This window comes from Cupriavidus pauculus (assembly GCF_008693385.1).
Lineage (GTDB): Bacteria > Pseudomonadota > Gammaproteobacteria > Burkholderiales > Burkholderiaceae > Cupriavidus > Cupriavidus pauculus_D.
The window spans coordinates 500,520-524,941 of the sequence record NZ_CP044067.1 but is presented as its reverse complement, the minus strand read 5'-3'; the positions used below and the strand labels follow the sequence as shown (position 1 = coordinate 524,941).

Annotated in this window: 26 protein-coding genes; 16 read left to right on the top strand and 10 right to left on the bottom strand. The window is 66.8% G+C overall.

Going from position 1 to position 24,422, the window contains the following annotated elements; genetic code table 11:
* Window positions 1–119 precede the first annotated feature (119 nt).
* On the top strand, window positions 120–1,484 hold the full coding sequence (locus tag FOB72_RS20660; protein ID WP_150374584.1) for an MFS transporter: 1,365 nt from the start codon (window positions 120–122) through the stop codon (window positions 1,482–1,484).
* A gap of 137 nt (window positions 1,485–1,621) precedes the next feature.
* Window positions 1,622–2,332 (top strand): BON domain-containing protein, encoded by a 711-nt coding sequence (locus FOB72_RS20655; protein WP_223851725.1) that lies wholly within the window; start codon window positions 1,622–1,624, stop codon window positions 2,330–2,332.
* 76 nt (window positions 2,333–2,408) lie between these two features.
* Here the strand turns inward: FOB72_RS20655 and FOB72_RS20650 are convergent, their stop codons facing one another.
* Entirely contained in the window at window positions 2,409–2,714 is a 306-nt protein-coding gene (locus FOB72_RS20650; protein WP_150374583.1) for a hypothetical protein, read from the bottom strand.
* Between the two features lie 223 nt (window positions 2,715–2,937).
* On the opposite strand from FOB72_RS20650, the gene FOB72_RS20645 reads away from it, so the two are divergent.
* Entirely contained in the window at window positions 2,938–3,450 is a 513-nt protein-coding gene (locus FOB72_RS20645) for a malto-oligosyltrehalose synthase (protein ID WP_150374582.1), read from the top strand.
* A gap of 28 nt (window positions 3,451–3,478) precedes the next feature.
* On the opposite strand, the gene FOB72_RS20640 is transcribed toward FOB72_RS20645, so the two are convergent.
* The 3 genes from FOB72_RS20640 to FOB72_RS20630 all read right to left on the bottom strand — a co-directional run bounded on the left by FOB72_RS20640 (window position 3,479) and on the right by FOB72_RS20630 (window position 5,035).
* On the bottom strand, window positions 3,479–4,003 hold the full coding sequence (locus tag FOB72_RS20640; RefSeq protein ID WP_191002365.1) for a hypothetical protein: 525 nt from the start codon (window positions 4,001–4,003) through the stop codon (window positions 3,479–3,481).
* 76 nt (window positions 4,004–4,079) lie between these two features.
* Window positions 4,080–4,529, bottom strand: a complete 450-nt coding sequence (locus FOB72_RS20635; protein ID WP_150374581.1) for a host attachment protein — start codon at window positions 4,527–4,529, stop codon at window positions 4,080–4,082.
* Between the two features lie 161 nt (window positions 4,530–4,690).
* The gene (locus FOB72_RS20630) at window positions 4,691–5,035 is read right to left on the bottom strand and encodes a hypothetical protein (protein ID WP_150374580.1); all 345 of its coding nucleotides are present in this window, start codon (window positions 5,033–5,035) and stop codon (window positions 4,691–4,693) included.
* Between the two features lie 301 nt (window positions 5,036–5,336).
* On the opposite strand from FOB72_RS20630, the gene FOB72_RS32650 reads away from it, so the two are divergent.
* Both FOB72_RS32650 and FOB72_RS20620 read left to right on the top strand, forming a co-directional pair.
* Window positions 5,337–6,830 (top strand): BON domain-containing protein, encoded by a 1,494-nt coding sequence (locus FOB72_RS32650; RefSeq protein ID WP_223851724.1) that lies wholly within the window; start codon window positions 5,337–5,339, stop codon window positions 6,828–6,830.
* A gap of 118 nt (window positions 6,831–6,948) precedes the next feature.
* Window positions 6,949–7,203 (top strand): hypothetical protein, encoded by a 255-nt coding sequence (locus FOB72_RS20620; protein ID WP_150374579.1) that lies wholly within the window; start codon window positions 6,949–6,951, stop codon window positions 7,201–7,203.
* A gap of 42 nt (window positions 7,204–7,245) precedes the next feature.
* Here the strand turns inward: FOB72_RS20620 and FOB72_RS32250 are convergent, their stop codons facing one another.
* Window positions 7,246–7,449, bottom strand: a complete 204-nt coding sequence (locus FOB72_RS32250; RefSeq protein ID WP_191002364.1) for a DUF2188 domain-containing protein — start codon at window positions 7,447–7,449, stop codon at window positions 7,246–7,248.
* 162 nt (window positions 7,450–7,611) lie between these two features.
* Here FOB72_RS32250 and FOB72_RS20610 point away from each other — a divergent pair, with 162 nt between their 5' ends.
* A complete protein-coding gene (locus FOB72_RS20610; protein ID WP_150374577.1) occupies window positions 7,612–8,088 on the top strand; it encodes an MEKHLA domain-containing protein in 477 nt (158 codons plus the stop codon).
* Between the two features lie 150 nt (window positions 8,089–8,238).
* Window positions 8,239–9,414: a type IV toxin-antitoxin system AbiEi family antitoxin gene (locus FOB72_RS20605; RefSeq protein ID WP_150374576.1), complete on the top strand. Its 1,176-nt coding sequence runs from the start codon at window positions 8,239–8,241 to the stop codon at window positions 9,412–9,414.
* Window positions 9,415–9,424: 10 nt separating this feature from the next.
* Here FOB72_RS20605 and mdeB read toward each other — a convergent pair whose 3' ends face one another.
* On the bottom strand, window positions 9,425–12,088 hold the full coding sequence (gene mdeB / locus FOB72_RS20600; protein WP_150374575.1) for an alpha-ketoglutarate dehydrogenase: 2,664 nt from the start codon (window positions 12,086–12,088) through the stop codon (window positions 9,425–9,427).
* A gap of 120 nt (window positions 12,089–12,208) precedes the next feature.
* On the bottom strand, window positions 12,209–12,640 hold the full coding sequence (locus FOB72_RS20595; protein WP_150374574.1) for a RidA family protein: 432 nt from the start codon (window positions 12,638–12,640) through the stop codon (window positions 12,209–12,211).
* A gap of 137 nt (window positions 12,641–12,777) precedes the next feature.
* On the opposite strand from FOB72_RS20595, the gene soxR reads away from it, so the two are divergent.
* Both soxR and serA read left to right on the top strand, forming a co-directional pair.
* Window positions 12,778–13,260, top strand: a complete 483-nt coding sequence (soxR, locus tag FOB72_RS20590) for a redox-sensitive transcriptional activator SoxR (RefSeq protein WP_150374573.1) — start codon at window positions 12,778–12,780, stop codon at window positions 13,258–13,260.
* 98 nt (window positions 13,261–13,358) lie between these two features.
* Complete coding sequence (gene serA / locus FOB72_RS20585) at window positions 13,359–14,561, top strand: phosphoglycerate dehydrogenase (RefSeq protein ID WP_150374572.1); 1,203 nt, start codon at window positions 13,359–13,361, stop codon at window positions 14,559–14,561.
* 6 nt (window positions 14,562–14,567) lie between these two features.
* Here serA and FOB72_RS20580 read toward each other — a convergent pair whose 3' ends face one another.
* Window positions 14,568–15,968, bottom strand: a complete 1,401-nt coding sequence (locus tag FOB72_RS20580) for a PLP-dependent aminotransferase family protein (protein ID WP_150374571.1) — start codon at window positions 15,966–15,968, stop codon at window positions 14,568–14,570.
* 406 nt (window positions 15,969–16,374) lie between these two features.
* Here FOB72_RS20580 and FOB72_RS20575 point away from each other — a divergent pair, with 406 nt between their 5' ends.
* From FOB72_RS20575 to FOB72_RS20545, 7 genes are read left to right on the top strand one after another with little or no spacing between them, the layout of a single operon-like run.
* A complete protein-coding gene (locus FOB72_RS20575; protein WP_109584112.1) occupies window positions 16,375–16,857 on the top strand; it encodes an MSMEG_0572/Sll0783 family nitrogen starvation response protein in 483 nt (160 codons plus the stop codon).
* 31 nt (window positions 16,858–16,888) lie between these two features.
* Window positions 16,889–17,905 (top strand): Nit6803 family nitrilase, encoded by a 1,017-nt coding sequence (locus FOB72_RS20570; protein ID WP_150374570.1) that lies wholly within the window; start codon window positions 16,889–16,891, stop codon window positions 17,903–17,905.
* Window positions 17,856–18,977: an MSMEG_0568 family radical SAM protein gene (locus tag FOB72_RS20565; protein WP_191002363.1), complete on the top strand. Its 1,122-nt coding sequence runs from the start codon at window positions 17,856–17,858 to the stop codon at window positions 18,975–18,977. The genes FOB72_RS20570 and FOB72_RS20565 overlap by 50 nt, the downstream gene beginning before the upstream one ends.
* The gene (locus FOB72_RS20560) at window positions 18,974–19,528 is read left to right on the top strand and encodes an MSMEG_0567/Sll0786 family nitrogen starvation N-acetyltransferase (RefSeq protein ID WP_150374569.1); all 555 of its coding nucleotides are present in this window, start codon (window positions 18,974–18,976) and stop codon (window positions 19,526–19,528) included. Before FOB72_RS20565 ends, FOB72_RS20560 begins: the two co-directional genes overlap by 4 nt.
* On the top strand, window positions 19,525–20,511 hold the full coding sequence (locus FOB72_RS20555; RefSeq protein WP_150374568.1) for a sll0787 family AIR synthase-like protein: 987 nt from the start codon (window positions 19,525–19,527) through the stop codon (window positions 20,509–20,511). Before FOB72_RS20560 ends, FOB72_RS20555 begins: the two co-directional genes overlap by 4 nt.
* An 11-nt stretch (window positions 20,512–20,522) precedes the next feature.
* Window positions 20,523–20,810 (top strand): MSMEG_0570 family nitrogen starvation response protein, encoded by a 288-nt coding sequence (locus FOB72_RS20550; protein WP_150374567.1) that lies wholly within the window; start codon window positions 20,523–20,525, stop codon window positions 20,808–20,810.
* A gap of 10 nt (window positions 20,811–20,820) precedes the next feature.
* Window positions 20,821–22,107, top strand: coding sequence for an MSMEG_0569 family flavin-dependent oxidoreductase (locus tag FOB72_RS20545; protein ID WP_150374566.1), 1,287 nt, complete (start codon window positions 20,821–20,823; stop codon window positions 22,105–22,107).
* Between the two features lie 48 nt (window positions 22,108–22,155).
* Here FOB72_RS20545 and FOB72_RS20540 read toward each other — a convergent pair whose 3' ends face one another.
* Together FOB72_RS20540 and FOB72_RS20535 are read right to left on the bottom strand one after the other, a co-directional pair.
* The gene (locus FOB72_RS20540; RefSeq protein ID WP_223851844.1) at window positions 22,156–23,385 is read right to left on the bottom strand and encodes an MFS transporter; all 1,230 of its coding nucleotides are present in this window, start codon (window positions 23,383–23,385) and stop codon (window positions 22,156–22,158) included.
* Window positions 23,386–23,524: 139 nt separating this feature from the next.
* Window positions 23,525–24,421 (bottom strand): amidohydrolase family protein, encoded by an 897-nt coding sequence (locus FOB72_RS20535; protein WP_150374565.1) that lies wholly within the window; start codon window positions 24,419–24,421, stop codon window positions 23,525–23,527.
* Between the last annotated feature and the right edge of the window lies 1 nt (window position 24,422).

Genomic DNA, 24,422 nt, shown 5'->3' with positions numbered 1-24,422 from the left:
ACAACGGATTTCCGTGCCCATCACCGCCTACGCCTCCTGAAATCGTGCAGACGACCGCCAGCCCGCCCCCAAGTACCCCCGCGCCCGCGCCCGAAGCGCCCACGCCCGAAGATAAGCCGATGACCGCGCGCGAGAAGCGCGGCATGGCGGCCATCATGATCGCGGTCTCGCTGGCCACGCTCGATACCGCCATCGCCAACACCGCGCTGCCTGCGATTGCGGCCGATATCCATGCCACGCCCGCGGCGTCGGTGTGGATCATCAACGCCTACCAGCTCGCCATGGTCGCGACGCTGCTGCCGTTCGCCGCGCTGGGCGGCAAGGTCGGCCATCGGCGCGTGTATCTTGCCGGCCTCGTGGTGTTCATCCTCTCCTCCGTGGTATGCGCGATGGCATGGTCGCTGCCGTCGCTTGCCGCGGCGCGCGTGCTCCAGGGCATCGGCGCGGCGGCGGTCATGAGTGTGAATGCGGCGCTGATCGGCGCCATTTTTCCGCCGCATCGCATGGGACGCGGACTTGGGCTCAATGCCCTGGTGGTAGGCGTGTCGTTCGCGGTCGGACCGACGGTCGCGTCCATCATTCTGTCGATGGGCCCGTGGCAATGGCTGTTCGCGGTCAACCTGCCGATCGGCCTGCTCGCGATGAGCATCGCCTGGAAGTCGCTGCCGCAGACGCCGCGCAGCACGCATGGCTTCGATCCGGTCGCGGCCATTCTCAATGTCATCACGTTCGCCTCGCTGATCTTCGCGCTTGGCGAGGGCGTGCAGCGCGCGCCGACGGAACACGTGGCCATCGCGGCCGCGGTGTTCGTGGTGGCGCTGTTGCTGATGCTGCGCCGCGAGCGCGGCCATCCGGCACCGATGCTGCCCGTCGATCTGTTCAAGCGCCGCATGTTCGCGCTCTCCACGCTGACGGCCATCTGCTCGTTTGCGGCGCAGGGTCTCGCGTTCGTCTCGCTGCCGTTCTACTTCGAGCATGTACTGGGCCGCAACCCCGTGGAAACCGGCTTCCTGATGACACCGTGGTCGGCCGTGGTCGCGCTGATGGCGCCGATCGCGGGCCGCATGTCCGACAAATATCCGCCCGGGCTGCTCGGCGGCGTGGGCCTGGCCGTCATGTGCGCGGGCATGGCCTCGCTGGCGATGATGCCGGCCGATGCCAGCGCGCTCGATATCGGCATTCGCATGTCGATCTGCGGCGCCGGCTTCGGGTTCTTCCAGTCGCCGAACCTCAAGGCGCTGATGTCGAGCGCGCCGCGCGAGCGCGCGGGTGGCGCCAGCGGCGTGATCGCGACCGCGCGTCTGCTCGGCCAGGCGACGGGCGCGGGTCTCGTGGCGCTGTCGTTCGGTATCGCGGGCGATCATGGCCCGACCCTCGCGCTGGCACTGGGCGCGGGCTTTGCCGGCGTTGCGGCGATCGCCAGCGGTTTGCGGCTGATCACGGACGAGGGCGAGGGCGGCGCGGTGCAGACCGCAAGCAAGTAGCGTCACGCGTTTGCACGCAACCTGTGTAGAAACTGCATGCGTCCCGGTGGCGCATGCGCCGCCGCGAATAGCGTGGCGCGCCGGTACGAAACTTGCCGTTCATGACTGTTCATCCCGCTAACAGGAGGAGCAGATCCATGAACCGATCGAACCCAAACCGTGACCGATACGGTAACCATCGCGAGAGCTTCGACAGCTTCGGCGATCGCGAACGCCAGCGTTACGAAGCCACTGCCCAGCGTCGCGGGGGCACGGTGTATTACCCGGGCCGCCACGAAGACGAATACCCGCGGCAGCAGTCTCCGCAGGGTCGCGGCTATGTCAGTGCCTACAGCAACGGCTACGAGGACGGCTATCACGCGGGCACGCGCTCGCAGGGCGACATGCGTCGTACGGCGCCCGGTGCCGCCGGCAGCGGCGGCCGCCAGGAGTGGGAACTCGGCTATGCGTCGCGACAGTATGCAAGCCGTGCGGACGCAGGCCCCGCCGATTATCGTCGCGACCCACGCGACACACGCGACACACGTGAGGACGAGGAAGCGGCACGCAGCCAGTATGCGGGGCCCACGCTGGGCCGCGCGGGCATGCGGCGTGTGGGACCCAAGAATTACGTGCGCAGCGACGATCGCCTGCGCGAAGCCGTTTGCGAACGGCTCGCCCACCGCGATCACCTCGATGTGAGTGAAGTCACGGTGGAGGTCCAGTCCGGTGTGGTCACGCTCGAGGGGCACGTCACCGACCGCCGCATGAAGTACGAGATCGAGGACATCGTCGATGACACCTTCGGCGTGTCGGACGTCGTCAATCGGCTGCATGTGCGGCCATACGGTGTGCTGGCCTCGGAATAGGGCTGCCCCACACACGGCGTTGGTACAGTCGCTCGCAGGCGGCCCTCACCGGAGGGCCGTTTTTGTCTTTGCGCGTTTATTCGTCGTCGGGGTCCAGGTCGGGGCGCGGCGGTCTCTCCATGCGTTTGTCGGTCTGATCGGCGCGGTCGGCCGGCGTATCGGCGGGCATCGCCTCGGCGGCGCGCTGCACGTCCGCGAAGATCTCGTCTTCGGGGTTGTCCTGCTCGACGGGATCGTGGTTCTCGCGATCGATCTCGTCGAGTTCATCCTCGAGGTCGAACGCGTCGGTATCGAGGCGCGGGTCGAGCGTGCTCGGGATGCTTTCCGGATCGCTGGCTCCGGTATCGTCGGTGGCGGGATCGTGACGTCGATGCTTGCTCATGGCGCTCTCCTTTGTCGCTGCTGTCGTGGATCTGATGACGACGCGGCAAGTTGCATGCCACGCGGAATGGCAGGTCTTCCTCATCCAAGATAGACCGCGGTACGCCGATCAGGGTTTCCACTTAAGCGCAATGGGGCCTATGATCGATTCGAGGGATCGAACAAGGCGAAGCGAACCAGGCGAAGCGAACGAGGCGAAGCGAACGAGGCGAAGGAGTGGCGCGATGAATCTGTCCAGTATCTTCGTCACGTTATGCCTCGCGTCGTCGGTGGCGGTGTCCTCCACGCCCGTGGAGAAGCAGCCGCTGTCGATCAGCCCACGCGACTTCGTCCAGCAGTTCAACGCGATTGCGCAAAAGGATGGCGCGGGCCTCAAACTGCCCGAGTTCCGGATGAAGGCGGGCTGGCATCGCGCGATGCCGAGCACGGGCGTATCGGTGCTGGTGCGCGCCGCGGACACCGGTCATGCGCTCGACGAGATCGTCGTGGTGTGTCAGGCCGTGGAGCATTGCCTGGAGACGATTTCCACGACCGCGCGTGCCGTTGACGAATCGGCGGATCCCGATCTGCTCCAGCATTTCATCGCGGCGCGCATCGCCGCGCAACTCACCGACGTGGCGCTGGTGATGTCGGGGCTCGTCTACGCCGTGGTCGCGCCCACCGATGAAGACTTCGTGGCGCTCGTCATCCGGCCGTATCAGCCCCAGATGGAACTGACCGCCCAGCGTCAGGCGTGACCGCAGCGAACGTGACCGTAGCGAACGGCTAGCGGTGCGTGAGTTCGGGTGACGGGGCGCCGCGACGGGCGTTGCTGCCAGACTGACCCGTGGAAGCCGTGGAAGGGCCTGACGAACGTGCCGTTTTGAACTCCGCCACGCGCGTCTCCAGCAGCCGCTGCAGTTCCGTTGCGCTGCGATAGTAGTGGGCCAGCAGCAATCGCAACTCGGGGTCGGGCAGCGGCTCGCGCAGCACGCTGCCATAAGCGGCCGCCGCGCGTCCTACCAGTTGGGCCGCATGACGTAGCCGCGCAAGTTCGCTGTTGTCGGCGGGCGGTGTCAGCGCGACATCGCGTCGGCGTGGCGACGGCTCGTCTTCCGTGGGCGTCGCGTCGCGATACGCGCAGGCACGCGTCGCGAGCTCTCCGGCCGCGCATCGCTGCATATTGGCGCGGTGCGCGAGCACGGCGCGCGCCTGCGGATCCGATGCCGCGGCCGCCGCCGCGGAGAGTGCCTCCGCGCAGGCCTGTGCATGACGGCTCAATCGCGTCAGCGAGTGACTCAATGCGTCCATGAGGGTCTCCGGATTCGCGAACTTTAAATGTAGGTGACAAAGATCGCCTGCCTGTCGCGGCAGACGATCTTTTTATTTATTTCAGATATTCGCCAAGGCGAGAGCGAATGTCGTCGTTGGTGAAGTGCACGAAGTCCTTGTCCAGCTCCGCCTGCACGATGTCGGTGGCGGACTTGGGCAATGCCTTGCGCAGCAGGCCCAGAAAGCGGGGCGGCGCGACGATGACCAGCGCATCCATGCGTCCCTGTTGCCGTGCCTTGCCCAGAACATCGGCCACGCGCCGCGCGAACACTTCGGCGTGCTGATGCAACTGGTCGTCGCTGGCGGAGGCCGTGGCGCCGGCGGGCGCGCTGCCTTGTCCCCCGCCCGCGGCACGTCGTCCCACGGCATCGCGGCGCATTTCGGCGCCATCGGCGTGGGCATCGGGATCGGTCAGTTCTTCCACCGGTTCGAGCGTTCTGGACTTTCCGTACGCGAGGATGCGTGCGATGGCCTCGTCTGCGACGAGGACCCAGGTTGTCTTCATATCGTCTCCATGGGGTGGGCATCGATGTGTGTGGAGCAATTCGTGTGCCGTGTGCCCGCGGCGAGACATGCCAGACGAAAAAAAGGCCCGCGCGGGGCGGGCCAGGGAGCGGCACATGAAGATGCCGACGCTACGGGGGTGATGGTGTCGCTTGCTCGTCCTTACTTGTTCTTCGGTGCCGGATCGGGCGAATCGCCCTTGGGACCCGACGGCGCATCGGCGGTGGAATAGGCCGGTGCGTCCTGCTGACGAGGCTTCTTGGCGCGATCGCCCGTATTTTTGGACTTGCCTTGGGTATCGCGCTGTTGCTGCTGCATGGTCATGTTCGTCGAGTCGTTCTGGTTGCCCGGAATGCCGGCGTTGGTGCCGCGGTTGGCGCCCGGCCCTTCCACCGGCGGGTTGCTCGGCATCGGGGAAGTCCGCGAGGGGGGCTGCTGCTGTGCAAGAGCCGGCAGGCAGAACAGGGCGCTGACGGCCAGAGCCGTGGTGGCGAGCGTACGTTTCATGGTGATCTCCTCATTTCGTTGAACATGCGTGCTGGCAGTGATTCCACGATATGCGCCACACCCATGAGCGATCACGAGGGCGATGCCTGAAACGCATGTAGGACGCTGACTACAGGTGTGCGCGCGGCGTGCAAGGCATGCAGGTTTTATATGGAGATGTAAAAACGCGGGGGGCAGCGGAGGGAAAAGGGGGCGCGTTTGAGGACGCTACGACGCGTGGGGAACGCCGAGGCGTGGGGTATGGAACTTGCGTTCGCTACCGGGACGGATGTTCCGACCGACGTCACCACCGGAGACTCTTATGAACCAAGGTAACAACCGCGGTAGTGGATACGGCAGCGATCGCGATGACGATCGCAACACCAACGAATCGTCGCGCGAGGGCCGCCAACAACAGTCGCCCCAACAAGGCGGCAGCAGCGCGTGGCAACGGCAGCAACAGCAGGATAGCGGCGGATGGCTATCGCAGAGCCAGCCCGGTAGCGGCAGCGACTGGCAGGGCGGTTCGCGTCAGCAGGGCTCGGGGTCCGACTGGGACACGAGCCAGCGCGAGGATACCGGTGCACGTTACGGCAACGAGCTCGAACATGCATACGGCGAGCGCACGGGCTACGGCGGCGATGCGCGCCGCATGGAGCAGAATCGCCGCGGCACGCAGGGTTATGGCGAAGGCCGCTACGGCCAGTACGACGAAGCGCAGGGCCGCGGTGAGCGCGGCGAGCGTGGGGAAGACGGGCGCCAGCGTTGGGGCGAGTGGCATCAGGGCGAAGACCAGCGCCAGCGCTATGCGAGCTCGTCGGGCCATAGCGGCGGCCAGGGCAGCGAATGGAGCAGCCAGCGCGGCAGCCTGCGGGACGAATGGGGTCAGGGTCGCGAAGCGTGGAATGAGGGCGGCCAGCGCACGAGTGGCCGTGGCATGGAAGGCCAGCGAGGCCGGCAAGGCGGATGGGAAAGCGGGCAAGGGGGTCAGTGGCCGGAGCGTAACCGTGGCGAGTCGCCCGATATGCGCACCCACTATCGTGGCGGGTACGGTGTCAGCGATTACGGTAGCGACTATGGTAGCGACTATGGCAGCAGTTTCGAGCAGGACCGCACGTGGGGCACGGGCGGCCAGCGCGGCCAGCAGCGCACGGGTCAGGGGTACGGACGCGGCTACGGGCAGGGCTACGGCAGCGAAAGCCGGCGCAGCGCCTATGGCCGTGGCTCGGGCGGCGGCACCAGCGGTGGCTACAGTGGCGGCTACCGCGGCGATTACGGCCGCGACGACGATCGCGCCTACGTGCAGTTCACGGGCGCCAACGAACGCAGCGGAATGAATCGCGGTTATGGAGGCGCTGGTGGCTCGGCCGTGGCGCGTGCGCAGCGCGTGCCACCGAAGGGCTATCAACGCTCCGACGAACGCGTGCGCGAGGATCTCTGCGAACGGCTCACGCATAGCAGCCGCCTCGACGTCCACGACGTGGAGGTCAATGTTTCGAGCGGTGTCGTGACGCTGACGGGCACCGTGCCGGACCGCAACCAGAAGTACCGCATCGAGGATATCGCCGACGATGTGTTCGGCGTAAAGGACGTGCAGAACCTGTTGCGCGTGCAGCGCGAAGAGGGCGGTCAGCGCGGGCAGGTGCAGCCGCAGGGCCAGAGCCGCGTCAGCGGTGTCAGCAGTTCGGGCAGCGCGACGGGCACGACGGCCAGCAGCTATGGCGGCGGGGTCGAGGCTGGCACGAGCAGCGGCAAGCCTGCGGCCGGTACCGATCCCCACCAGGGCACGACGACCCCGACAAAGTCGGCGACCTGAGTGGCGACCCCAGTGGCTACCTGAGTGGCTACCTGAGCCTTGCGATCCCTCCCGGCTTCGGCACGGGATGGGGTCGTGCTTTCTCCATCGATACAACACCACCCATCAGGGAGACGTCATGCCTTTCGCATACGCAGGTACCCGCAGGCGCCGCAATCGCGATCGACGGCGCGCGCACGATGACCTTCAGAACGGATCGGCGGAGGGATCGCCAAACGCTTCGAGCGCGGCCAGCGAGCGGCAGCGGGAGGGGCACGGCGAAATCAAGGAGAACCGTTCGAAGGGCGAGATAACGCCCGGTGTCGGCGAGCGCGACCTGCGGGATCCGGGAAGCCGGGATCCCGATGCGCCGCCGGTGGAGAACAATTCGTAAGGGGAACAGGGGCGATCACGCGAGCGCGTGCGCCCGGTTTCGTCATGCGGCCGCGAGCGTCGGGTCCGGCACCGCGCCGTCGTCGTCGGCTTCGACGGTGAGTTCCACCTTGAGGCGCTCGGCGGCGGCGGTTCCGACGCGAATGGCCTCCTCGCGCGATTTGTGACGGCTGATTGCCCGGGGCACGCCGTCCACGCGCAAATCCCAGTAGCCGTCATTGAAGACGACCTGATAGTTCCTGGCCATAGTTCCGCTCCTTTCTTCTGGGGGCCGCCTCATTGGGGGCCATAACGGATTTTTAGGCAAGGCACGGTGGTCTTGGGATAGGCGTTTGTCTGACAGTGGCGTCAGTGTGGCGCGCTTGCGCGGATTTGTTATGGTATGGGCTTCCGTTGCGAGCCTTATCCCATGTCTTCGTCGTCCCTTCCGCTTTACCAGAACCTCGATTTCCACCGTCTGCTGACCGAAAGCTACGCGCGCCTGCTGGGCAAGCCCCTGGTGCCGGTCCATCTGAACGCGGCCGAAGCCGCGGCGTGGCTCTATGCCGAGGCGCCGTTTGGCATTCTGGCCCACAACACGGCGCCCGATCCGGTCTTCCTGTACGGCAACCGTGCCGCGCAGGAACGTTTCGGCTACGACTGGGACGAGCTTACCCGGCTGCCGTCGCGGCTGTCGGCCGAAGCGCCCAATCGCGAGGAGCGGCAGCGGTTTCTCGAACGCGTGCAGGCGCTCGGGTATGAGGCCGGCTACAAGGGTGTGCGGATTACCAAGGCGGGCAAGCGCTTTATGATCGAGGAGGCCACGCTCTGGCAATTGGTCGATGCCGACGGTCAGGTCCATGGTCAGGCCGTGATTATTCCGCGTACGTCGGAAATCGACGAGTAAGCGCCGGTCTGGCGGGTCCGGAAATGTCTCCCAGCCTCGACTCGTTCAGGAATTTTCGTTGTTCATGAAACATGAACACGCGTAAATGTTGAACACTGAGACGGTTTGAGCCATGATTTCCGGCAGGCGACAGAGTCTGCTGGAGCAACCATGGAGCAGAACACAGGCGACATCGATTGGGTGGAGGCGGCGCTGGCCGCGCTGTACCGGATGACGGGCATCCAGGGCCGTGTCCGGCGGATTCGCCGTGCGAGCCGCGGCGAGGGTGCGGAGTCGGTTGCTTCGGCCGCCGCGGTGGGGCTGCGGCACGGCGACGTGTCGCTTCGACTGGCCGTCGTGTGCCGGCGCGCCGTGCGCACGTCGGCCGATCTGTCGGTCGTGCACGCGCAACTCGTGGGCCATCGGGGTACGGGCACCGGCCACGATGCCGGCCTGCTCATCACCACCTATCTGACGCCGGCACTGGCCGGGCAATGCCGGGAAATGGGGCTTCAGTTCATCGATACGGCTGGCAATGCGTATCTCGATGCCGCCGGGATGTTCGTGTTCGTCTGCGGGCAGACGCCGCCGGGCAGTCTGGTGCGCCCGCCGATACGGACCACGGGGAATCCCAGTTCCCAGCGCATGGTCTTCGCGTTGCTGTGCCGGCCGGCGCTGCTGCAGGCGACGTATCGCGAGATTGCACATCTGAGCGGGATTGCGCTCGGTTCCGTCGGGGCCGTGTTCAACGGGCTGGCCGCGCGCGGGTGGCTGCTGGAGACGCGCACGGAAGCGAACCCGGAGGGGGCCGAGGCCCGACCGGAGGCGCGTACGGAGGCGCGTACGGAGGCGCATACCGAGGAGAAACGCCGGCTGACGGCGCCGGACCGGCTGCTGGACGAATGGGTGGCCAATTATCCGACCATCCTGCGTCCGAGGCTGCAGCCGCGGCGTTTTGCGGCGCCTGGGGACGACTGGTGGCGGGCACTGCGGCCGGAGGAGCTCGCGGCGCTGGACGCGTGCTGGGGCGGGGAGGTGGCCGCGCTGGCCATGGGGGCCGCGGCCGATCTGGCCGGAGCGCCGCAGACGATCTATATGGCGCCCGCGCGCATGGGGCAGGGGATCCAGACGCTCGCGTCGCGGTATCGGCTCAAGCCGCAACCGAACGGGCCCATCGAGATCCTCGACGCGTTCTGGGATCCATCGATCGAGGATCCCGCACGGCCGGGGCTTGCGCCGCCTGTGCTGGTCTATGCCGACCTGATGGCGTCGCTGCAGCCACGGAATCTCGACGTGGCCGCGGAGCTGCGCAAGACCGTCATCCGCGACGCGCTCGATCGGTTTTGACCGATCCCGCTCAGCGCTCCCATGCCGCGGCCATGTCGGCGCGCAGCCCGTATTGCTCGAGCGCGCGCGCATGCAGTGCCGGGTCGATCGACTGCAATGCGCTCGCCACGATATGGTGGCGATCGATCCCGAAGAATCGCCGCAGCGCGCCGCGCGTGTCGCTGCGCCCAAAGCCGTCCGTGCCGAGCGCGATATAGCGCGCGGACACATACGGCGCGATCAGTTGCGCGTAGGCCCGCACATAGTCCGTGGCCGCCACGACCGGTGCATCGCCGTCGAGGCATTGCGCCACATGGCTGCGCGCATCGGCCTTGCCCCCAAACAGCTGCTGCCGCTCGCATTCGCGCGCATCGCGCGCAAGCTCGGGAAAGCTCGTCACACTCCAGATCTCGCTGCGCACGTTCCAGTCCCTGGCCAGCAACTCCGCCGCGGCGATGACCTCGCGCAGGATCGGGCCCGACCCAAGCAGCCGCACGCGTGCGCGGTCGCCCGTATCGGTACCGCGCTCGCCAAAGCGATACATGCCGCGAATCACGTCGCCGTGCGCCGAAGCGGGCAGCGGCGCCTGTGCATAGTTTTCGTTGTTGACCGTGATGTAGTAGAACTCGTCGCGCTGTTCGTCGAGCATCGCCCGTGCGCCATGATCGATGATCACGGCCGCCTCGCTGATAAAGGCCGGATCGTAGGCACGGCAGTTCGGCACCGTGGCCGCCACCAGCTGGCTCGTGCCATCCTGATGCTGGAGCCCCTCGCCGGAGAGCGTGGTCCGGCCCGCGGTTGCGCCGATCAGGAACCCGCGCGCGCGCTGGTCGGCAGCCGCCCAGATCATGTCGCCCACGCGCTGGAAGCCGAACATCGAGTAATAGATGTAGAACGGCAGCATCGGCTCGCCGTTCACGCTATAGGACGTGGCAGCCGCGGTCCATGACGCCATGGCACCGGCTTCGGTAATGCCTTCCTCGAGCAACTGGCCGTCGCGGCATTCCTTGTAATACAGCATCGAACCCGCGTCCTCGGGCTCGTAAAGCTGGCCCAGCGGCGAATAGATACCGATCTGGCGGAACAGGTTGGCCATCCCGAACGTACGCGCCTCGTCGGCGACGATCGGCACCACGCGCGGGCCCACCGTGCGGTCCTTGATCAGGTTCGTGAACAGCCGCACTACACCGGTCGTCGTCGAGACCTCGCGATCGTCGGGTTCGAGCGCAAAGCGCCCATACTGCTCGAGCGGCGGCACCGCGAGCTTCGGCGCCGTGGTTGCGCGGCGCGGCAGATACCCGCCCAGCGCGGCGCGGCGCTCGCGCAGATAGATCATCTCGGGGCTGTCTTCGGCCGGCTTGTAGAACGACATCGATTCCAGCGCGGCATCGTCGATCGGCAGCGAGAAACGCTGGCGGAACGCGCGCAGCGCGTCGATATCGAGCTTCTTCTGCTGGTGCGCGGTCATGCGGGACTCGCCCGCATCGCCCATGCCATACCCCTTCTTGGTCTTGGCAAGGATGACCGTGGGCCGGTCCGGATGCTCGGCGGCCGCCTGGAATGCGGCATGCAGCTTGCGGAAGTCGTGGCCGCCACGGCGCAGGCCGTCGATATCGGCCGCGCTCATGCCCGCGACAAGGGCCTTGAGCTCGGGATCCTGATGGAAGAAGCGCGACAGGTTGTAGTCGCCATCCTTCGCACCGAGCGTCTGATACTCGCCATCGACCATCGCCGCGAACCGCTTGAGCAACGCGTGATGCTTGTCACGCGCGAACAGCGCGTCCCACTCGGAACCCCAGATGACCTTGACGACGTTCCATCCGGCGCCCGAGAACAACGCCTCCAGTTCGTTGATGACCTGGCCATTGCCGCGCACGGGGCCATCGAGCCGTTGCAGGTTGCAGTTGATGACGAACGTGAGGTTGTCGAGCTTTTCGCGCGCGGCCAGCGACAGCGCGGCCAGCGACTCGGGTTCGTCCATCTCGCCGTCGCCGAACACGCCCCAGACGCGCCGGCCCGCGGTCTGCGCGAGGCCGCGGTGCTCGAGGTAGCGCAGGAAGCGCGCCTGGTAGATCGCGCTGATCGGGCCGATGCCCATCGAGCCCGTCGGAAACTGCCAGAACTCCGGCATCAGCCAGGGATGCGGATAGGAGCACAGGCCACCGCCATCGACCTCCTGCCGGTAGCGGCCGAGCTGGTCCTCGGTCAGGCGGCCTTCGAGAAACGCGCGCGCATAGACGCCGGGCGCCGAATGCGGCTGGAAGAACACGAGGTCGCCTTTGCGATCGGCGCTATCCGCGCGGAAGAAATGGTGAAAGCCGACTTCGAAGATCTCCGCCGCCGACGCATAGCTGGCCAGATGGCCACCGAGCTCGCCGTATGCCTTGTTCGCGCGCACGACCATGGCGAGCGCGTTCCAGCGCAGGATCGCGGTCAGGCGCTCCTCGATCGCGCGGTTGCCGGGATACGGGGGCTGCGCGTGGGCGGCGATGGTGTTCTGGTACGCGGAGTAGGGGTGCGGGCGCTTGCCGAGCCCGAGGTGGCTCGCATGCTCGCCGAGCTTTTCCAGCAGATAGTCCGCGCGTTGCGGACCGGCATGATCCACGACGCCGCTGAGCGCGTCGGTCCACTCGCGGGTTTCCTGCGGATCGATATCGTCAAGCTTCAGCAGCCCGAACTGGTCGGCATGGCCCATGCCTGTCTCCTGTTTTCGAATGCATTGGTCGTGGAGACGATTCTAGGCAAGCATGGCCGGCAGAAACTGCCGCTTTAGTCTGGGACGTTACCTGTTTCCAGCATATCGTGCCGGAAAACCTCAAACTGGCAGCACGGCGGTGGCTTCGATCTCGAAAAGCATGCCGTCGAGTGCCAGTCGCGGCACCGGTATCAGCGTGCAGGCGGGCGCCGGCCAGTCCCCGAGCAGCGCCTGCCAGGCGGCGCTGAAGATCTGCAGGCGCGCCATCGAATGGTCGACGATCAGCACCGTGATCTTGGTCACGTCGGCGATATCGGCGTCCGCGGCTTGCAGCGCGTGGCGCAGGTTGCGGAGGGCCCGATCGACCTGCGTGGCGAAGTCCGGCGACAGGGTGCCATCGGTATCCTCGCCACCCTGGCCCGCCACCTGCACGATGCGGGCGGGCGTGTGGGTGACCACGACGTGCGTGTAGCCATTGGGGCGCGGATCGTACAGCTCGGGCGGATTGATAAAGTCGATGAAGGCCGGGGGCAGCGGCGTGAATGCGTTCATGACGGGTTCCGGGAGCGACCGGACGTTGACGATGACGCCGCAGTATCGAACCTCGAGTGCACTTGAGGTCAAGCGGCGTGATGGCCTAGGATAGTGGCCTTGTCTTCGTGACCTTGTCTTCGTGAGGGCGGATAGCCATGGCGCCAAAGCCGAAAACCCAGACTGCCGAGCGCAAGCTTCGCGCGCGCGACCCGCTGACCGTGGGCGAGGTCGCCACGCGCAGCGGCATTGCCGTGTCCGCGCTGCATTTCTACGAATCGAAGGGGTTGATCGCCAGCACGCGCAGTGCCGGAAATCAGCGCCGGTATGCGCGCGGGATACTGCGCCGGCTGGCCGTGATTCGTGTCGCCCAGCGCATGGGCGTCCCGCTGGCCGTCATCGCGCAGGCGCTCGACCAGTTGCCCAAGGACAAGGCGCCGACGGTGGCGGACTGGCGGCGGCTGTCGGCCGCGTGGCGGGACGACCTCGATGCGCGAATCCGGACGCTGACCATGCTGCGCGATCAACTGGACGGATGCATCGGCTGCGGATGCCTGTCGCTGCGCGCGTGTCCGCTGCGGAATCCGCAGGACATCATGGCCGCGGAGGGGCCCGGAGCGCATGTGGGGGCGGGGCAGTGAAACAAGGGTTTGCCATGCCCCTGTCACCAGCACGGATACCGGTCGGTGGTATGTTCTGTCAGGCGCCCCTCTCCTGATACATCGATTCCCGGAATACCATGACCAGCGCCCTGCTTCTCGAAAACATCCATGCCAGCGCGCAACAAGCGCTGGCACAAGCCCAGCTCACCGTTGCCACCCAGCCCAAGGCGCTGGCCGGCGACGCGCTCCATGACGCCCTGCAGCGGCACGAGCTGCTGGGCATCCGCTCGGCGACGCACCTGACCGCCGATACGTTCGCCCATGCGCGCCATCTGCTGTCGGTCGGCTGTTTCTGCATCGGCACGTCGCAGGTCGATCTGCCGGCCGCCGCGCATGCGGGCATCCCCGTGTTCAACGCGCCGTTCTCGAACACGCGCTCGGTGGCGGAACTCGTGATCGGACAGACCATCATGCTGATGCGCCGGATTCCCGAGAAGAGTCGTGCCGCCCACCGTGGCGAATGGCAGAAGAGCGCCAAGGGCTCGTTCGAGATCCGCGGCAAGACGCTCGCGGTGATCGGTTACGGCAATATCGGCGCCCAGGTGGGCATTCTGGCGGAAGCCATGGGTATGCGCGTCGTGTTCTACGACATCCGTCCGCGTTTGTCGCTGGGCTCGGCCGTGCCCGCGCCGTCGCTGGCCGACGCGCTCGCGCAGGCGGACGTCGTGACGCTGCACGTCCCGGCCACGCCGCAGACGAAGCTGCTGATCGACCGCGCGGCCATCGCGGGCATGCGCCGCGGCAGCATCCTGATCAATGCGTCGCGCGGTTCGGTGGTCGATATCGAGGCGCTGGCCGCCGCGCTGGACGAAGGCCATATCGGCGGCGCGGCCATCGACGTGTTTCCGGAAGAGCCGCGCAGCAATGCCGATGCGTTCGTGTCGCCGCTGCAGGACAAGCCGAACGTCATCCTGACGCCGCACGTCGGCGGCAGCACGGAAGAGGCGCAGGAGAATATCGGCGTGGAGGTGGCGACCAAGCTCATCGGTTTCCTGCAGACGGGTGCCACGGTCGGCGCGGTGAACCTGCCGCAGATCCAGCCCGCGCCGTTGCAGGCGCCGGCGCGCATCCTGAACATCCATTACAACCGCCCGGGCGCGCTATCGCACTTCAACCAGGCGGTGGCCGATATCGGCGCCAATATCGTCGCGCAGCAGTTGCAGACCGAAGGCGATATCGGCTATGCGATCACCGATATCAATATCGTGCCGCCGACGGGATGGGTAAAGTCGCTGATGGAGGATCCCACGGTCATCCGCACGCGGACGATCGTGGCCTGAGCGGTTTTACAGCATCGCCGTATGGAGATGATGCGGATCGTCGAGCGTATCGACGACGATCTGCAGACACTCCTCCATTTCCTCGAGATCGTTCGGACCGCCGAGGCAGATACGCACCGCATCGGGCGGATTGCCGTCCGTGGAGAATGCCGCGCTCGACACCACGCCGATGCCGCGCGAGCGCAGGTGCAGGGCGAGTTCCGACGGGCGCCAGCCCGATGCCGCCGGAATCGGCAGCCACAGGTGGAAGCCTTCGGGGTCCGCATCGTAGGCATGCCCGGCCCCGGCCGTCAGGACATCGCGCGCCACGGCCTGGCGCGCGACGCTTTCCGCGCGAATCGCCGCGATCATGTCCGAAGCCGTTCCGTCCTGAATCCATGAGGTGGTCAGCAGCGTATTGAACGGGCTGGCCATGACCGTCGTCGCGCGCAGCGTGCCCGCGAGCCGCTGTGCCTGCCGCGGCGTGGGCGCCGACAGGAACGCGATACGCAGCCCCGCGCCGAACGTCTTCGACATCCCCGTGACGTAGTACGTGAGTTCGGGCGCGAGCCGCGCCATCGGGTCCGGCGCCTCGCGCGGCAGCATGCCGTAGGCATCGTCCTCGATGATCGGCACGTTGTAGCGCAGCGCGATATCGGCGAGGATCTCGCGCCGCCCCTGCGGCATCGTGCGCGTGCTCGGGTTCTGCAGCGTCGGATTGATATAGAACGCGCTGGGCAGCTGCGTGCGGCACAGTGCCTCGAATGCGGGGCCGAGCGGGCCTTCCTCGTCCGAGGGCAGCGCCTGCAACTGCACGCCCAGTTGCGCGGCAATGGCCTTGATGCCCGGATAGGCCAGCGTATCGAGGCAGATGGTCTGTCCCGGACGCGCGAGTTGCGAAACCAGCGCCACCAGCGCGCTGTGGATGCCCGGGCAGATCAGCACCGTGTCCGGCCGGCAGTCGGGCAGCCGCTGCCGCAGCCATGCCGTCGCGATCGACCGATCGGCGGGCGTGCCGCCAAAGTCCTGATAACGGAGCAATGTATACGGATCGGCGTCGCCGAGAATGCGCGCCGCCGCCTCGCGCAGGCGCACGGTCATGCTGGCCGGCTCGGGCGGCATGTTCATGCTCATCTCCGCGCCCGTGCCGGCCTGCAACGGCAGCGCGGGCGCGCGTCCGCGCACGAAGGTACCGCTGCCGGCCTTGGCATCGATCAGCCCGCGCTTGCGCGCTTCGGCATACCCGCGCGCCACCGTCGTGTAGTTGAGCCGCAGCGCGTCGGCCAGGTCACGCAGCGCGGGCAGCCGGTCCCGCGCGCGCAGACGACCGCTGGCCAGATCCTCTTCGATCATGTCCGGGATCATCAGATAGGCGGGCTTTTCGCTCTCCGCCAGACGCTTGAGCCAGTGATTGGCAAGACTCGACACGATGCACTCCGCAACAGGATGAATGCGATCGGGGCGTGCAGGTTTCGTGCCTGCATTTATCGCAAGCGATCGGCCGATCAAAGCCGATTGATCGCATCTTTATCGGCTCGATGATGGTGCGCGCGTGCTGCGCGCGGCGTCCGGCATGCCCTGTCCCTGCGCACCGCGTCCACGTTGGTGCGCGCGGGTTTCGGGCCGTTTTGTGCCGGGATGTATGGACCATGTCGGCACCATTCCGCCACATGAAAAATCACCGATGCGATCAATCCCGCGCGATGCGGAAGATCGGCTCTTGATCGCATGTCCGGGACCCGAAGATGGCACGCGCGTTGCGAAATGGCATGGCGTCGGCACCGCTAGCCGATCGTTATCCGACCTAATCCGCCACCCATCAGAGGAGAGCACCATGCCCGCAGTCAGCGCCCCGCTTCACAAGAAAGGCGACTACTTTGTCGATTACGAAGAGAAGGTCTTCGAGGACGTGAAGGCAGAGCCGGGCCAGAAGGCGCTCGTCACGTTCCACACGGTCGCGTTCGAAGGCTCGATCGGCTTCGTGAACATGCTTCAGGCCACGCGCCTGCAGCGCAAGGGTTTCGAGACCTCCATCCTGCTGTATGGCCCGGGCGTCACGCTCGGCGTGCAGCGCGGCTTTCCGACGCTCGGCGACGAAGCGTTTCCGGGCCATCTGAACTTCAACAACCAACTGACCAAGTTCATGGCCGAGGGCGGCAAGGTGTACGCGTGCCGCTTTGCACTGCAGGCGCTGTATGGCCACGGCGAACCGTCGCTGATCGAAGGCATCCGTGCGATCAATCCGCTCGACGTGCTGGACCTGAAGCTGCTGCACGTGCGCGACAACGCCGTGATCATCGACACCTGGACCGTTTGATACCGATCCGATCGCACGACTAGGAACCACCATGTCACGACAACGCATAGTGCGCGCGGCCGCGGTGCAGATCTCGCCCGATCTCGAGAATGGCGAGAACACGCTGGCGAAGGTCTGCGAGGCCATCGACCGCGCGGCGCTCGAGGGGGTGCAGCTGATCGTCTTTCCGGAGACGTTCGTGCCGTACTACCCGTATTTCTCGTTCGTCCGCCCGCCGGTGCAGTCCGGCGCGGACCACATGCGGCTGTACGAGCAGGCCGTGGTGGTGCCCGGTCCCGTGACCCATGCCATGGCCGAGCGCGCGCGCCGGCATGGCATGGTGATCGTGCTCGGCGTCAACGAGCGCGATCACGGCAGTCTGTACAACACGCAGTTGATGTTCGACACCGACGGCCGTCTGGTGCTCAAGCGCCGCAAGATCACGCCGACGTTCCACGAACGCATGATCTGGGGCCAGGGCGATGCCGCGGGACTCAAGGTCGCGGAGACCGCGATCGGCCGCGTCGGCGCGCTCGCGTGCTGGGAGCACTACAACCCGCTCGCCCGCTACGCGCTGATGACGCAGCACGAAGAGATTCATTGCAGCCAGTTCCCGGGCTCGCTGGTCGGCCCGATCTTCGCGGAACAGATCGAGGTGACCATCCGCCATCACGCGCTGGAGTCGGGTTGCTTCGTCGTGAACGCGACGGGCTGGCTCACCGATGCGCAGATCGCCTCGGTGACCACGGACCCCGCGCTGCAGAAGGCGCTGCGCGGCGGCTGCAACACCGCGATCATCTCGCCCGAGGGGCAGCATCTTGCCGCGCCGCTCAAGGAAGGCGAGGGCATGGTGATCGCCGACCTCGACATGTCGCTGATCACCAAGCGCAAGCGAATGATGGATTCGGTCGGGCACTACGCGCGGCCGGAACTGCTGAGCCTTGCGATCAACGACCGGCCCGCCACCACGGCTTCACCGATGTCCGCCGCATTCTCCAACTTCCACGGGAGCGCCCAACATGAGTATCAGCGAGATGACGCCTGCCTCGAGCCGGCAGTTGATGACTGAACTGCAGTCGTCGGGACTGCGCCTCGTGGACCCGAGTGCCGGTGCATCGAGCCGGCGCGGCGGGGCGGGGCCGTCCGACCACAAGGCGGTGACGATCGACGGCGTGACCATCATGGTGCCCGTGCATACGAGCACCGCATGGAACTCGCCGTATCTTGCCGCGGCGCCCGATGCCGACGGCAAGACCGCGCTGATGCGCGGCACGATTCCCATCGCCAATATCAGTTTTCCGAAGGCGCCGCGATTCTCGCGCCTGCAGACGCTCGATGGCGTGCCGTACTCGCATATCGCGACGCTACACGGCGCCGACGTGCTGGCGACCACGGTGCTGCAGACCTGCATCCGCTACGAAAGCCGCCGCAAGACTTGCAAGTTCTGCGCGATCGGCCAGTCGCTGGCCGCGGGCCGGACCATCGCGCGCAAGACGCCGCAGCAACTGGCCGAAGTGGCGCGCGCCGCGGTGCTGCTCGATGGCGTCAAGCATATGGTGCTGACCACGGGCACGCCGCCCACGCCCGATCGCGGCGCCGCGATCCTCTGCGAGAGCGCATTCGCGATCAAGGCGGCCGTGGATCTGCCGATCCAGGCCCAGTGCGAGCCGCCCGACGACGACGTGTGGTTCGACCGCATGAAGGCGGCCGGCGTCGATACGCTCGGCATGCATCTGGAGGTGGTCACGCCCGCTGTACGCGAACGCATCATGCCCGGCAAGGCCGCGGTGCCCATCAGCCGCTATATGGAGGCGTTTCGCGCGGCGGTGAAGGTGTTCGGCCGCGGTCAGGTCAGCACATACATCCTCGCCGGTCTCGGCGACACGGCCGAGGCAATTCTCGATATCTCGCGCGAACTGGTCGAGATCGGCGTGTACCCGTTCGTGGTGCCGTTCGTGCCCATCAGCGGCACGCCGCTGGAAGATCATCCGGCACCGACGCCCGAGTTCATGCGATCGATTCTGGAGCCGCTCGGCGCGATGGTGCGCGGTGGCGGCATGCGCGCGGCCGATATCAAGGCCGGTTGTGGCAAGTGCGGCGCCTGCTCGTCGCTTTCGTCGTACGAGGAGATGGCAGCATGATGGAAGATCTTTGCGTGGAGGTTCCGGTCGCCGCGGTGGAAACCGTCTTCCGCATCCGCTGGGCCACGTCGGCGTGGGAGGCGGACGAGGCGATGCGCCTGCGCCGCGCGGTGTTCTGCGCGGAGCAGGGCATCTTCGACAGCGACGATCGCGACGACATCGACGAGATGGCGCAACTGCTGGTCGCGGTGAAGTGCGAGACGGGCAAGGATGACGTGGTGGTGGGCACCGTGCGCATCCACGAAAGCGAACCGGGCGTCTGGTGGGGCTCGCGCCTTGCCGTGGATGCCGCGCACCGCAATCACGGCAAGATCGGCGCGACACTGATCCGGCTTGCCGTCAGCAGTGCCCATGCGCTGGGCTGCCGCCGCTTCCTCGCCCACGTGCAGAGCCAGAACGAACCGCTGTTCCGCCGCCTGCACTGGCAATCGCTCGGGGAAGAGACGCTGCTCGGCCGCCCGCATCATCGGATGGAAGCCGACCTCGGCCATTATCCGCCGTGTACCACGCCGCATGTCGGCTTTACCGCGCCGGGGCGGAGCGCGGCATGAACGTGCCCGAGATCGTGTCCACGCTGCGCGCGAGCCGCGGATTCGGCCACAAGGCCGATATCGCGGGCATGCTCTCGTCGCTCGGCCGCGCACTGCCCGGTGGCGTGACGGATCTCGATCAGGCCGTTGCGGTCGGTGACGATTGCGCGGCCATCGACGACGGTGCCGGCGGCTACCTGCTGTTCGCGATCGAAGGCATGGTCAGCGATTTCATTCGCACGATGCCATGGTTCGCGGGCTACAGCGCGGTCATGGTCAATATCAGCGATGTCTATGCGATGGGCGGGCGTCCGCTCGCCGTCGTCGATGCGATCTGGAGCGAAACCATCGACGGCGCGAAGGATGTACTGGCCGGCATGGCGGCGGCGTCGGCCGCGTATGGCGTGCCGATCGTCGGCGGCCACAGCAATGCGCGCAGCAATCAGGGCCAGCTCGCCGTGGCCATCCTCGGCCGCGCGCAGCGGCTGCTGTCCAGCTTTGCCGCGCGCCCGGGCGACCGGCTGCTGATGACGGTGGACCTGCGCGGCGCGTTCCAGGAGCCGTACCCGTACTGGAATGCGTCCACGACCGCGCCGGCCGAGCGCCTGCGCGACGATCTGGAGCTATTGCCCGAGATCGCCGAGGCGGGTCTGTGCGCGGCGGCCAAGGACATCAGCATGGCCGGCACGCTCGGCACCGCGCTGATGCTGCTCGAATGTTCGCGCGTGGGCGCGGACATCGATCTGTCGCGCATCCCGCGGCCGGACGCCGTGGACATGGCGCGCTGGCTGGCCGCCTTCCCGAGCTACGGCTTTCTGCTGGCCGTCTCGCCTTCGCATGTCGAGGCCGTGACGGCACGCTTCCGCGCGCGCGGACTGGCCTGCGAGGACATCGGGACCATCGACGACGGCACGCGCGTGACCGTGCACGACGCGGGCGACGATCGCTCGCTGCTATGGGATTTTGCCGACGACGCATTCATCGTGCCGCCGGCCGCTTCCTGAGGAATTCTCTTATGCCAGTGACCTATTTCCGTATTGCGTGGCCCGACCAGACCGAGGCCACGTGCTATTCGCCCTCGACCGTCGTCGAGTCGCATTTCGAAGCCGGTGCCGAGTACCCGCTCGACGATTTCCTGGCGCGCGCGCGTGCCGCGCTGGGCGCCGCCTCCGAGCGCGTGCGCCAGCGCTATGGCTATGCATGTTCGTCGGCCATGGACCAGCTTGCGCAGATCGAGGCGACCGCCGAACGGTATGCCACGCAGCCCGATGCAAGGGTTCGATTCCTTGGCTTCGGCCGCTAACACACAATCAATGGGAGGACGAGACATGTCCGCAACGAATCCGAGTCAGGATAGCGATCACTACAGCGTCATCATCGTCGGCGGCGGGCAAGCCGGTCTGTCGATGAGCTACTGCCTGCAACGCGCCGGCATCGACCATCTGGTCATCGAGGCCAAGACCGTCACGCATACGTGGCGCGAGCAGCGCTGGGATGCGTTCTGCCTCGTCACGCCGAACTGGCAGTGCACGCTGCCCGGTCATCCGTACTCGGGGAACGATCCGCACGGCTTCATGAAGCGCGACGAGATCGTCGAGTACCTGGACGGCTTCGTGCGGATGGTGAACGCGCCCGTGCGCGAACATACGGCCGTGCAGCGCGTGACACGCCGCGAGGGCGGCGGATTCCATGTGAGCACGAGCGGTGGCGACTTCACGGCCGACCAGGTCGTGGTGGCATCGGGCGGCTACCACACGCCCATCGTGCCGCGCATGGCCGAGCGGCTGCCGTCGAGCATCAAGCAGATCCAGTCGGCCGACTACCGCAACCCGCAGGCGCTGCCGGAAGGCGCGGTGATGGTGGTGGGCTCGGGACAGTCCGGCGCGCAGATCGCGGAAGACCTGCATCTGGCGGGGCGCAAGGTCTATCTCGCCGTCGGCCAGGCACCGCGCTGCGCGCGCTTTTATCGTGGGCGCGATGTGGTGGACTGGCTCGCGGACATGCAGTACTACGACATGGCCGTTGAGGAACATCCGCTGCGCGAAGGCGTGCGCGACAACACCAACCATTATGTGACCGGTCGCGACGGCGGCCGCGATATCGACCTGCGCCGGTTCGCGAGCGAGGGCATGGAGCTGTTCGGCGCGCTCGAAGACTACCAGTACGGGATGCTGCGGTTCGCGCCGAACCTGCGCGAGAACCTCGACGACGCTGATGCCACTTACAACCGCATCAATGCCAGCATCGACAAGCATATCGCCCGGCACGATATCGAGGCGCCGCCCGCGTCGGTGTACGAGCCGGTATGGACGCCGGCCGAGGAGCGCACGGCGCTGGACCTGTCGCGCGCGAATATCGGCGCGATCGTCTGGTGCATCGGCTTCCGCCCGGACTTCGGCTGGCTCGACGCGCCGGTATTCAACGGCAAGGGGTACCCGGGCCACAAACGCGGCGTGACGCCCGTGCCGGGCCTGTACTTCCTGGGCCTGCCGTGGCTTCACACCTGGGGCTCCGGCCGCTTCTCGGGTATCGCCCGCGACGCCGAATACCTCGCGGCCCGCATTCGCGAGCAGGCGGGCGAGGAAGCGCTCGCCGCGTGAACCCGGCCCGCGCTTGCGGCGCGCGCTGTAGCCGGGTCACGGGCCCCGCTACTCGAGCGCCTGTCCCTTCGTCTCCGGCAGCAGCAGCGTCATCAGCAGCACCGCGCCATAGGCGGTGCCCGCGAAGATCGCGATCGCCGTGGCCAGGCTCGTGGTCTGGCTCAGCATGCCGACGAGGCTTGGAAACAGCGCGCCGATGCCACGGCCGAAGTTGTACGTGAAGCTCTGTCCGTTCGCGCGGTTGGCCGACGGATAGAGCTCGGTCAGGTACGCACCGACGCCGCTGAACACGCCGCAGGCCGAAAAGCCGAGCGGAAAGCCGAGGAACAGCATCTGGGTATTGGTCAGGGGCAGCCGCAGGTACAGGTAGATGCTGACCACCGACAGCGCCGAGAACACGATGAAGTTCTTGCGCCGGCCCCAGAAGTCCGTGAGATAGGCCCCGCCGACATAGCCGCAGAACGAGCCGAGAATGATGACGAGCAGGTAGCCGCTGGTGTTCAGCACCGACAGATGGCGCTCGACCTTGAGATAGGTCGGCAGCCATGTCGACATCGCGTAGTAGCCGCCCTGCATGCCGGTGCAGAGGATCGACGCCACGATGGTCGTGCGCAGCAGCGATGGCGAGAAGATCGCCCATGCCGACGAACGTTTCGTCTCGTCGCCGGCCGCGTTGGCGGTCCGCTCGGCGGCCTTGGTGCGCAGGAAGATCTCGGGCTCCTTCACATGGCGCCGCACGTACAGCACGAGGAAGGCGGGCAGCACGCCGACCCAGAACAGGCAGCGCCAGGCCAGGTGCTCCGGCAGCAGCGAGAATGCGATGCTATAGGCGATGGCCGCGAGGCCCCAGCCCACGGCCCATCCGCTCTGCACCACGCCGACGGCCTTGCCGCGATCCTTGGGCGAGATGATCTCGCCGATCAGCACGGCGCCCACGGCCCACTCGCCGCCGAAGCCGAGGCCCTGCAGCGCGCGTAGCAAGAACACCTGCTCGAAGCTTTGCGCAAAGCCGATGGCCACCGTGCAGGCGGAAAACCACAGGATGGTCCCCTGCAGGACGCGTGTGCGGCCGTAACGGTCGGCCAGGATGCCGGCAATCCAGCCACCGATCGACGAGAACAGCAGCGTGACGGTGCCCAGCAGACCGGCGGTGCCGCGATCGATGCCCCAGACCGTGATCAGCGACGAGATCACGAAGCTGAACACCATGAAATCGAAGGCATCGATGGCCCAGCCGCCAAACGCGGCGTTGAATGCGCGCCTGCCTTCGAGGTTCAGGCCGCGATACCAGGCGAGGTTCCACTGCGAAGGTGGTGCCGCGGGTGCCGCGGCGCCGGTCGTTTCCACATGCTTGGTTGTCTCCACGTGCTGCTCCTTATCGTTATGGGTGCGCTACGGGTACGGCAGGTGTCGTGTGTTACGTCTCCGGAAAGTCATACAACCGCTGCGGGTTGGTCACGAGAATGCGATGCCGCATCGCCGCGTCCGGCGCCCACCGTGCAAGCAGGTTGCGCAGATGCCCGGTGTCCGGCATGTGCGCGATGGCGACGTGCGGCCAGTCGCTGCCCCACACCACGCGATCGGGGGCGGCCTCGATCAGCGCCTGTGCCCACGGCGTGACATCGTCGAAATCGGGGCGCTGCTCGCTGATGCGATAGGCGCCAGAAAGCTTGGTCCACCAGCCGTGGTCCGCCATCAGATGGCGCAGCGCCTGGAACCCCGGGTGCGACATGCCGAGCGCGACGGGCATATGGCCCATGTGATCGACGACCACGGGCAGCGTCAGCTTGCGCACGCGCGGCATCAGTTCGGGCAACTGGCGCGCGTCCAGCAGCAACTGCAGGTGCCAGCCCATCGGGCCGACCTTGGCCGCGAGCGTCTCCATCGCATCGAGGCTCACGCCGCCGCCGAACAGCACGTTGAGCCGCAGCCCACGCACGCCGGCGTCGTGCATCGCCGCGAGCTCGCGCTCGGACACGTCGGGCGCGGCGACCGCAATGCCGCGAAGCCGGTCCCGATGGCGGCCCAGGACTTCGAGCATGTAGCGGTTATCGGTGCCGTAGACGCTGATCTGCACGAGCACGCCGCGCGTCATGCCCGTGGCGTCGAGCATGCCGAGGTAGGCGGACTCGGGGCTCGGCACGGGCGTATAGCTGCGCGACGCCACCACGGGATAGGCATCGGGATCGTCCGAGACGACATGCGCATGCGTGTCGCACGCATACGGCGGAATCTCGAACGCCGGCGGGGCGATGTTGCCCAGCGGCGCGAGGCAGCGCGGGGCGTCGGCGGTTTCCGAATAGGCTTTTGCCATG

Coding starts and splice junctions, on each gene's coding strand:
- FOB72_RS20660 (WP_150374584.1), top strand. CDS start 120: ATGACCGCGCGCGAGAAGCGCGGCATGGCGGCCATCATGATCGCGGTC.
- FOB72_RS20655 (WP_223851725.1), top strand. CDS start 1,622: ATGAACCGATCGAACCCAAACCGTGACCGATACGGTAACCATCGCGAG.
- FOB72_RS20650 (WP_150374583.1), bottom strand. CDS start 2,714: ATGAGCAAGCATCGACGTCACGATCCCGCCACCGACGATACCGGAGCC.
- FOB72_RS20645 (WP_150374582.1), top strand. CDS start 2,938: ATGAATCTGTCCAGTATCTTCGTCACGTTATGCCTCGCGTCGTCGGTG.
- FOB72_RS20640 (WP_191002365.1), bottom strand. CDS start 4,003: ATGGACGCATTGAGTCACTCGCTGACGCGATTGAGCCGTCATGCACAG.
- FOB72_RS20635 (WP_150374581.1), bottom strand. CDS start 4,529: ATGAAGACAACCTGGGTCCTCGTCGCAGACGAGGCCATCGCACGCATC.
- FOB72_RS20630 (WP_150374580.1), bottom strand. CDS start 5,035: ATGAAACGTACGCTCGCCACCACGGCTCTGGCCGTCAGCGCCCTGTTC.
- FOB72_RS32650 (WP_223851724.1), top strand. CDS start 5,337: ATGAACCAAGGTAACAACCGCGGTAGTGGATACGGCAGCGATCGCGAT.
- FOB72_RS20620 (WP_150374579.1), top strand. CDS start 6,949: ATGCCTTTCGCATACGCAGGTACCCGCAGGCGCCGCAATCGCGATCGA.
- FOB72_RS32250 (WP_191002364.1), bottom strand. CDS start 7,449: ATGGCCAGGAACTATCAGGTCGTCTTCAATGACGGCTACTGGGATTTG.
- FOB72_RS20610 (WP_150374577.1), top strand. CDS start 7,612: ATGTCTTCGTCGTCCCTTCCGCTTTACCAGAACCTCGATTTCCACCGT.
- FOB72_RS20605 (WP_150374576.1), top strand. CDS start 8,239: ATGGAGCAGAACACAGGCGACATCGATTGGGTGGAGGCGGCGCTGGCC.
- mdeB (WP_150374575.1), bottom strand. CDS start 12,088: ATGGGCCATGCCGACCAGTTCGGGCTGCTGAAGCTTGACGATATCGAT.
- FOB72_RS20595 (WP_150374574.1), bottom strand. CDS start 12,640: ATGAACGCATTCACGCCGCTGCCCCCGGCCTTCATCGACTTTATCAAT.
- soxR (WP_150374573.1), top strand. CDS start 12,778: ATGGCGCCAAAGCCGAAAACCCAGACTGCCGAGCGCAAGCTTCGCGCG.
- serA (WP_150374572.1), top strand. CDS start 13,359: ATGACCAGCGCCCTGCTTCTCGAAAACATCCATGCCAGCGCGCAACAA.
- FOB72_RS20575 (WP_109584112.1), top strand. CDS start 16,375: ATGCCCGCAGTCAGCGCCCCGCTTCACAAGAAAGGCGACTACTTTGTC.
- FOB72_RS20570 (WP_150374570.1), top strand. CDS start 16,889: ATGTCACGACAACGCATAGTGCGCGCGGCCGCGGTGCAGATCTCGCCC.
- FOB72_RS20565 (WP_191002363.1), top strand. CDS start 17,856: ATGAGTATCAGCGAGATGACGCCTGCCTCGAGCCGGCAGTTGATGACT.
- FOB72_RS20560 (WP_150374569.1), top strand. CDS start 18,974: ATGATGGAAGATCTTTGCGTGGAGGTTCCGGTCGCCGCGGTGGAAACC.
- FOB72_RS20555 (WP_150374568.1), top strand. CDS start 19,525: ATGAACGTGCCCGAGATCGTGTCCACGCTGCGCGCGAGCCGCGGATTC.
- FOB72_RS20550 (WP_150374567.1), top strand. CDS start 20,523: ATGCCAGTGACCTATTTCCGTATTGCGTGGCCCGACCAGACCGAGGCC.
- FOB72_RS20545 (WP_150374566.1), top strand. CDS start 20,821: ATGGGAGGACGAGACATGTCCGCAACGAATCCGAGTCAGGATAGCGAT.
- FOB72_RS20535 (WP_150374565.1), bottom strand. CDS start 24,421: ATGGCAAAAGCCTATTCGGAAACCGCCGACGCCCCGCGCTGCCTCGCG.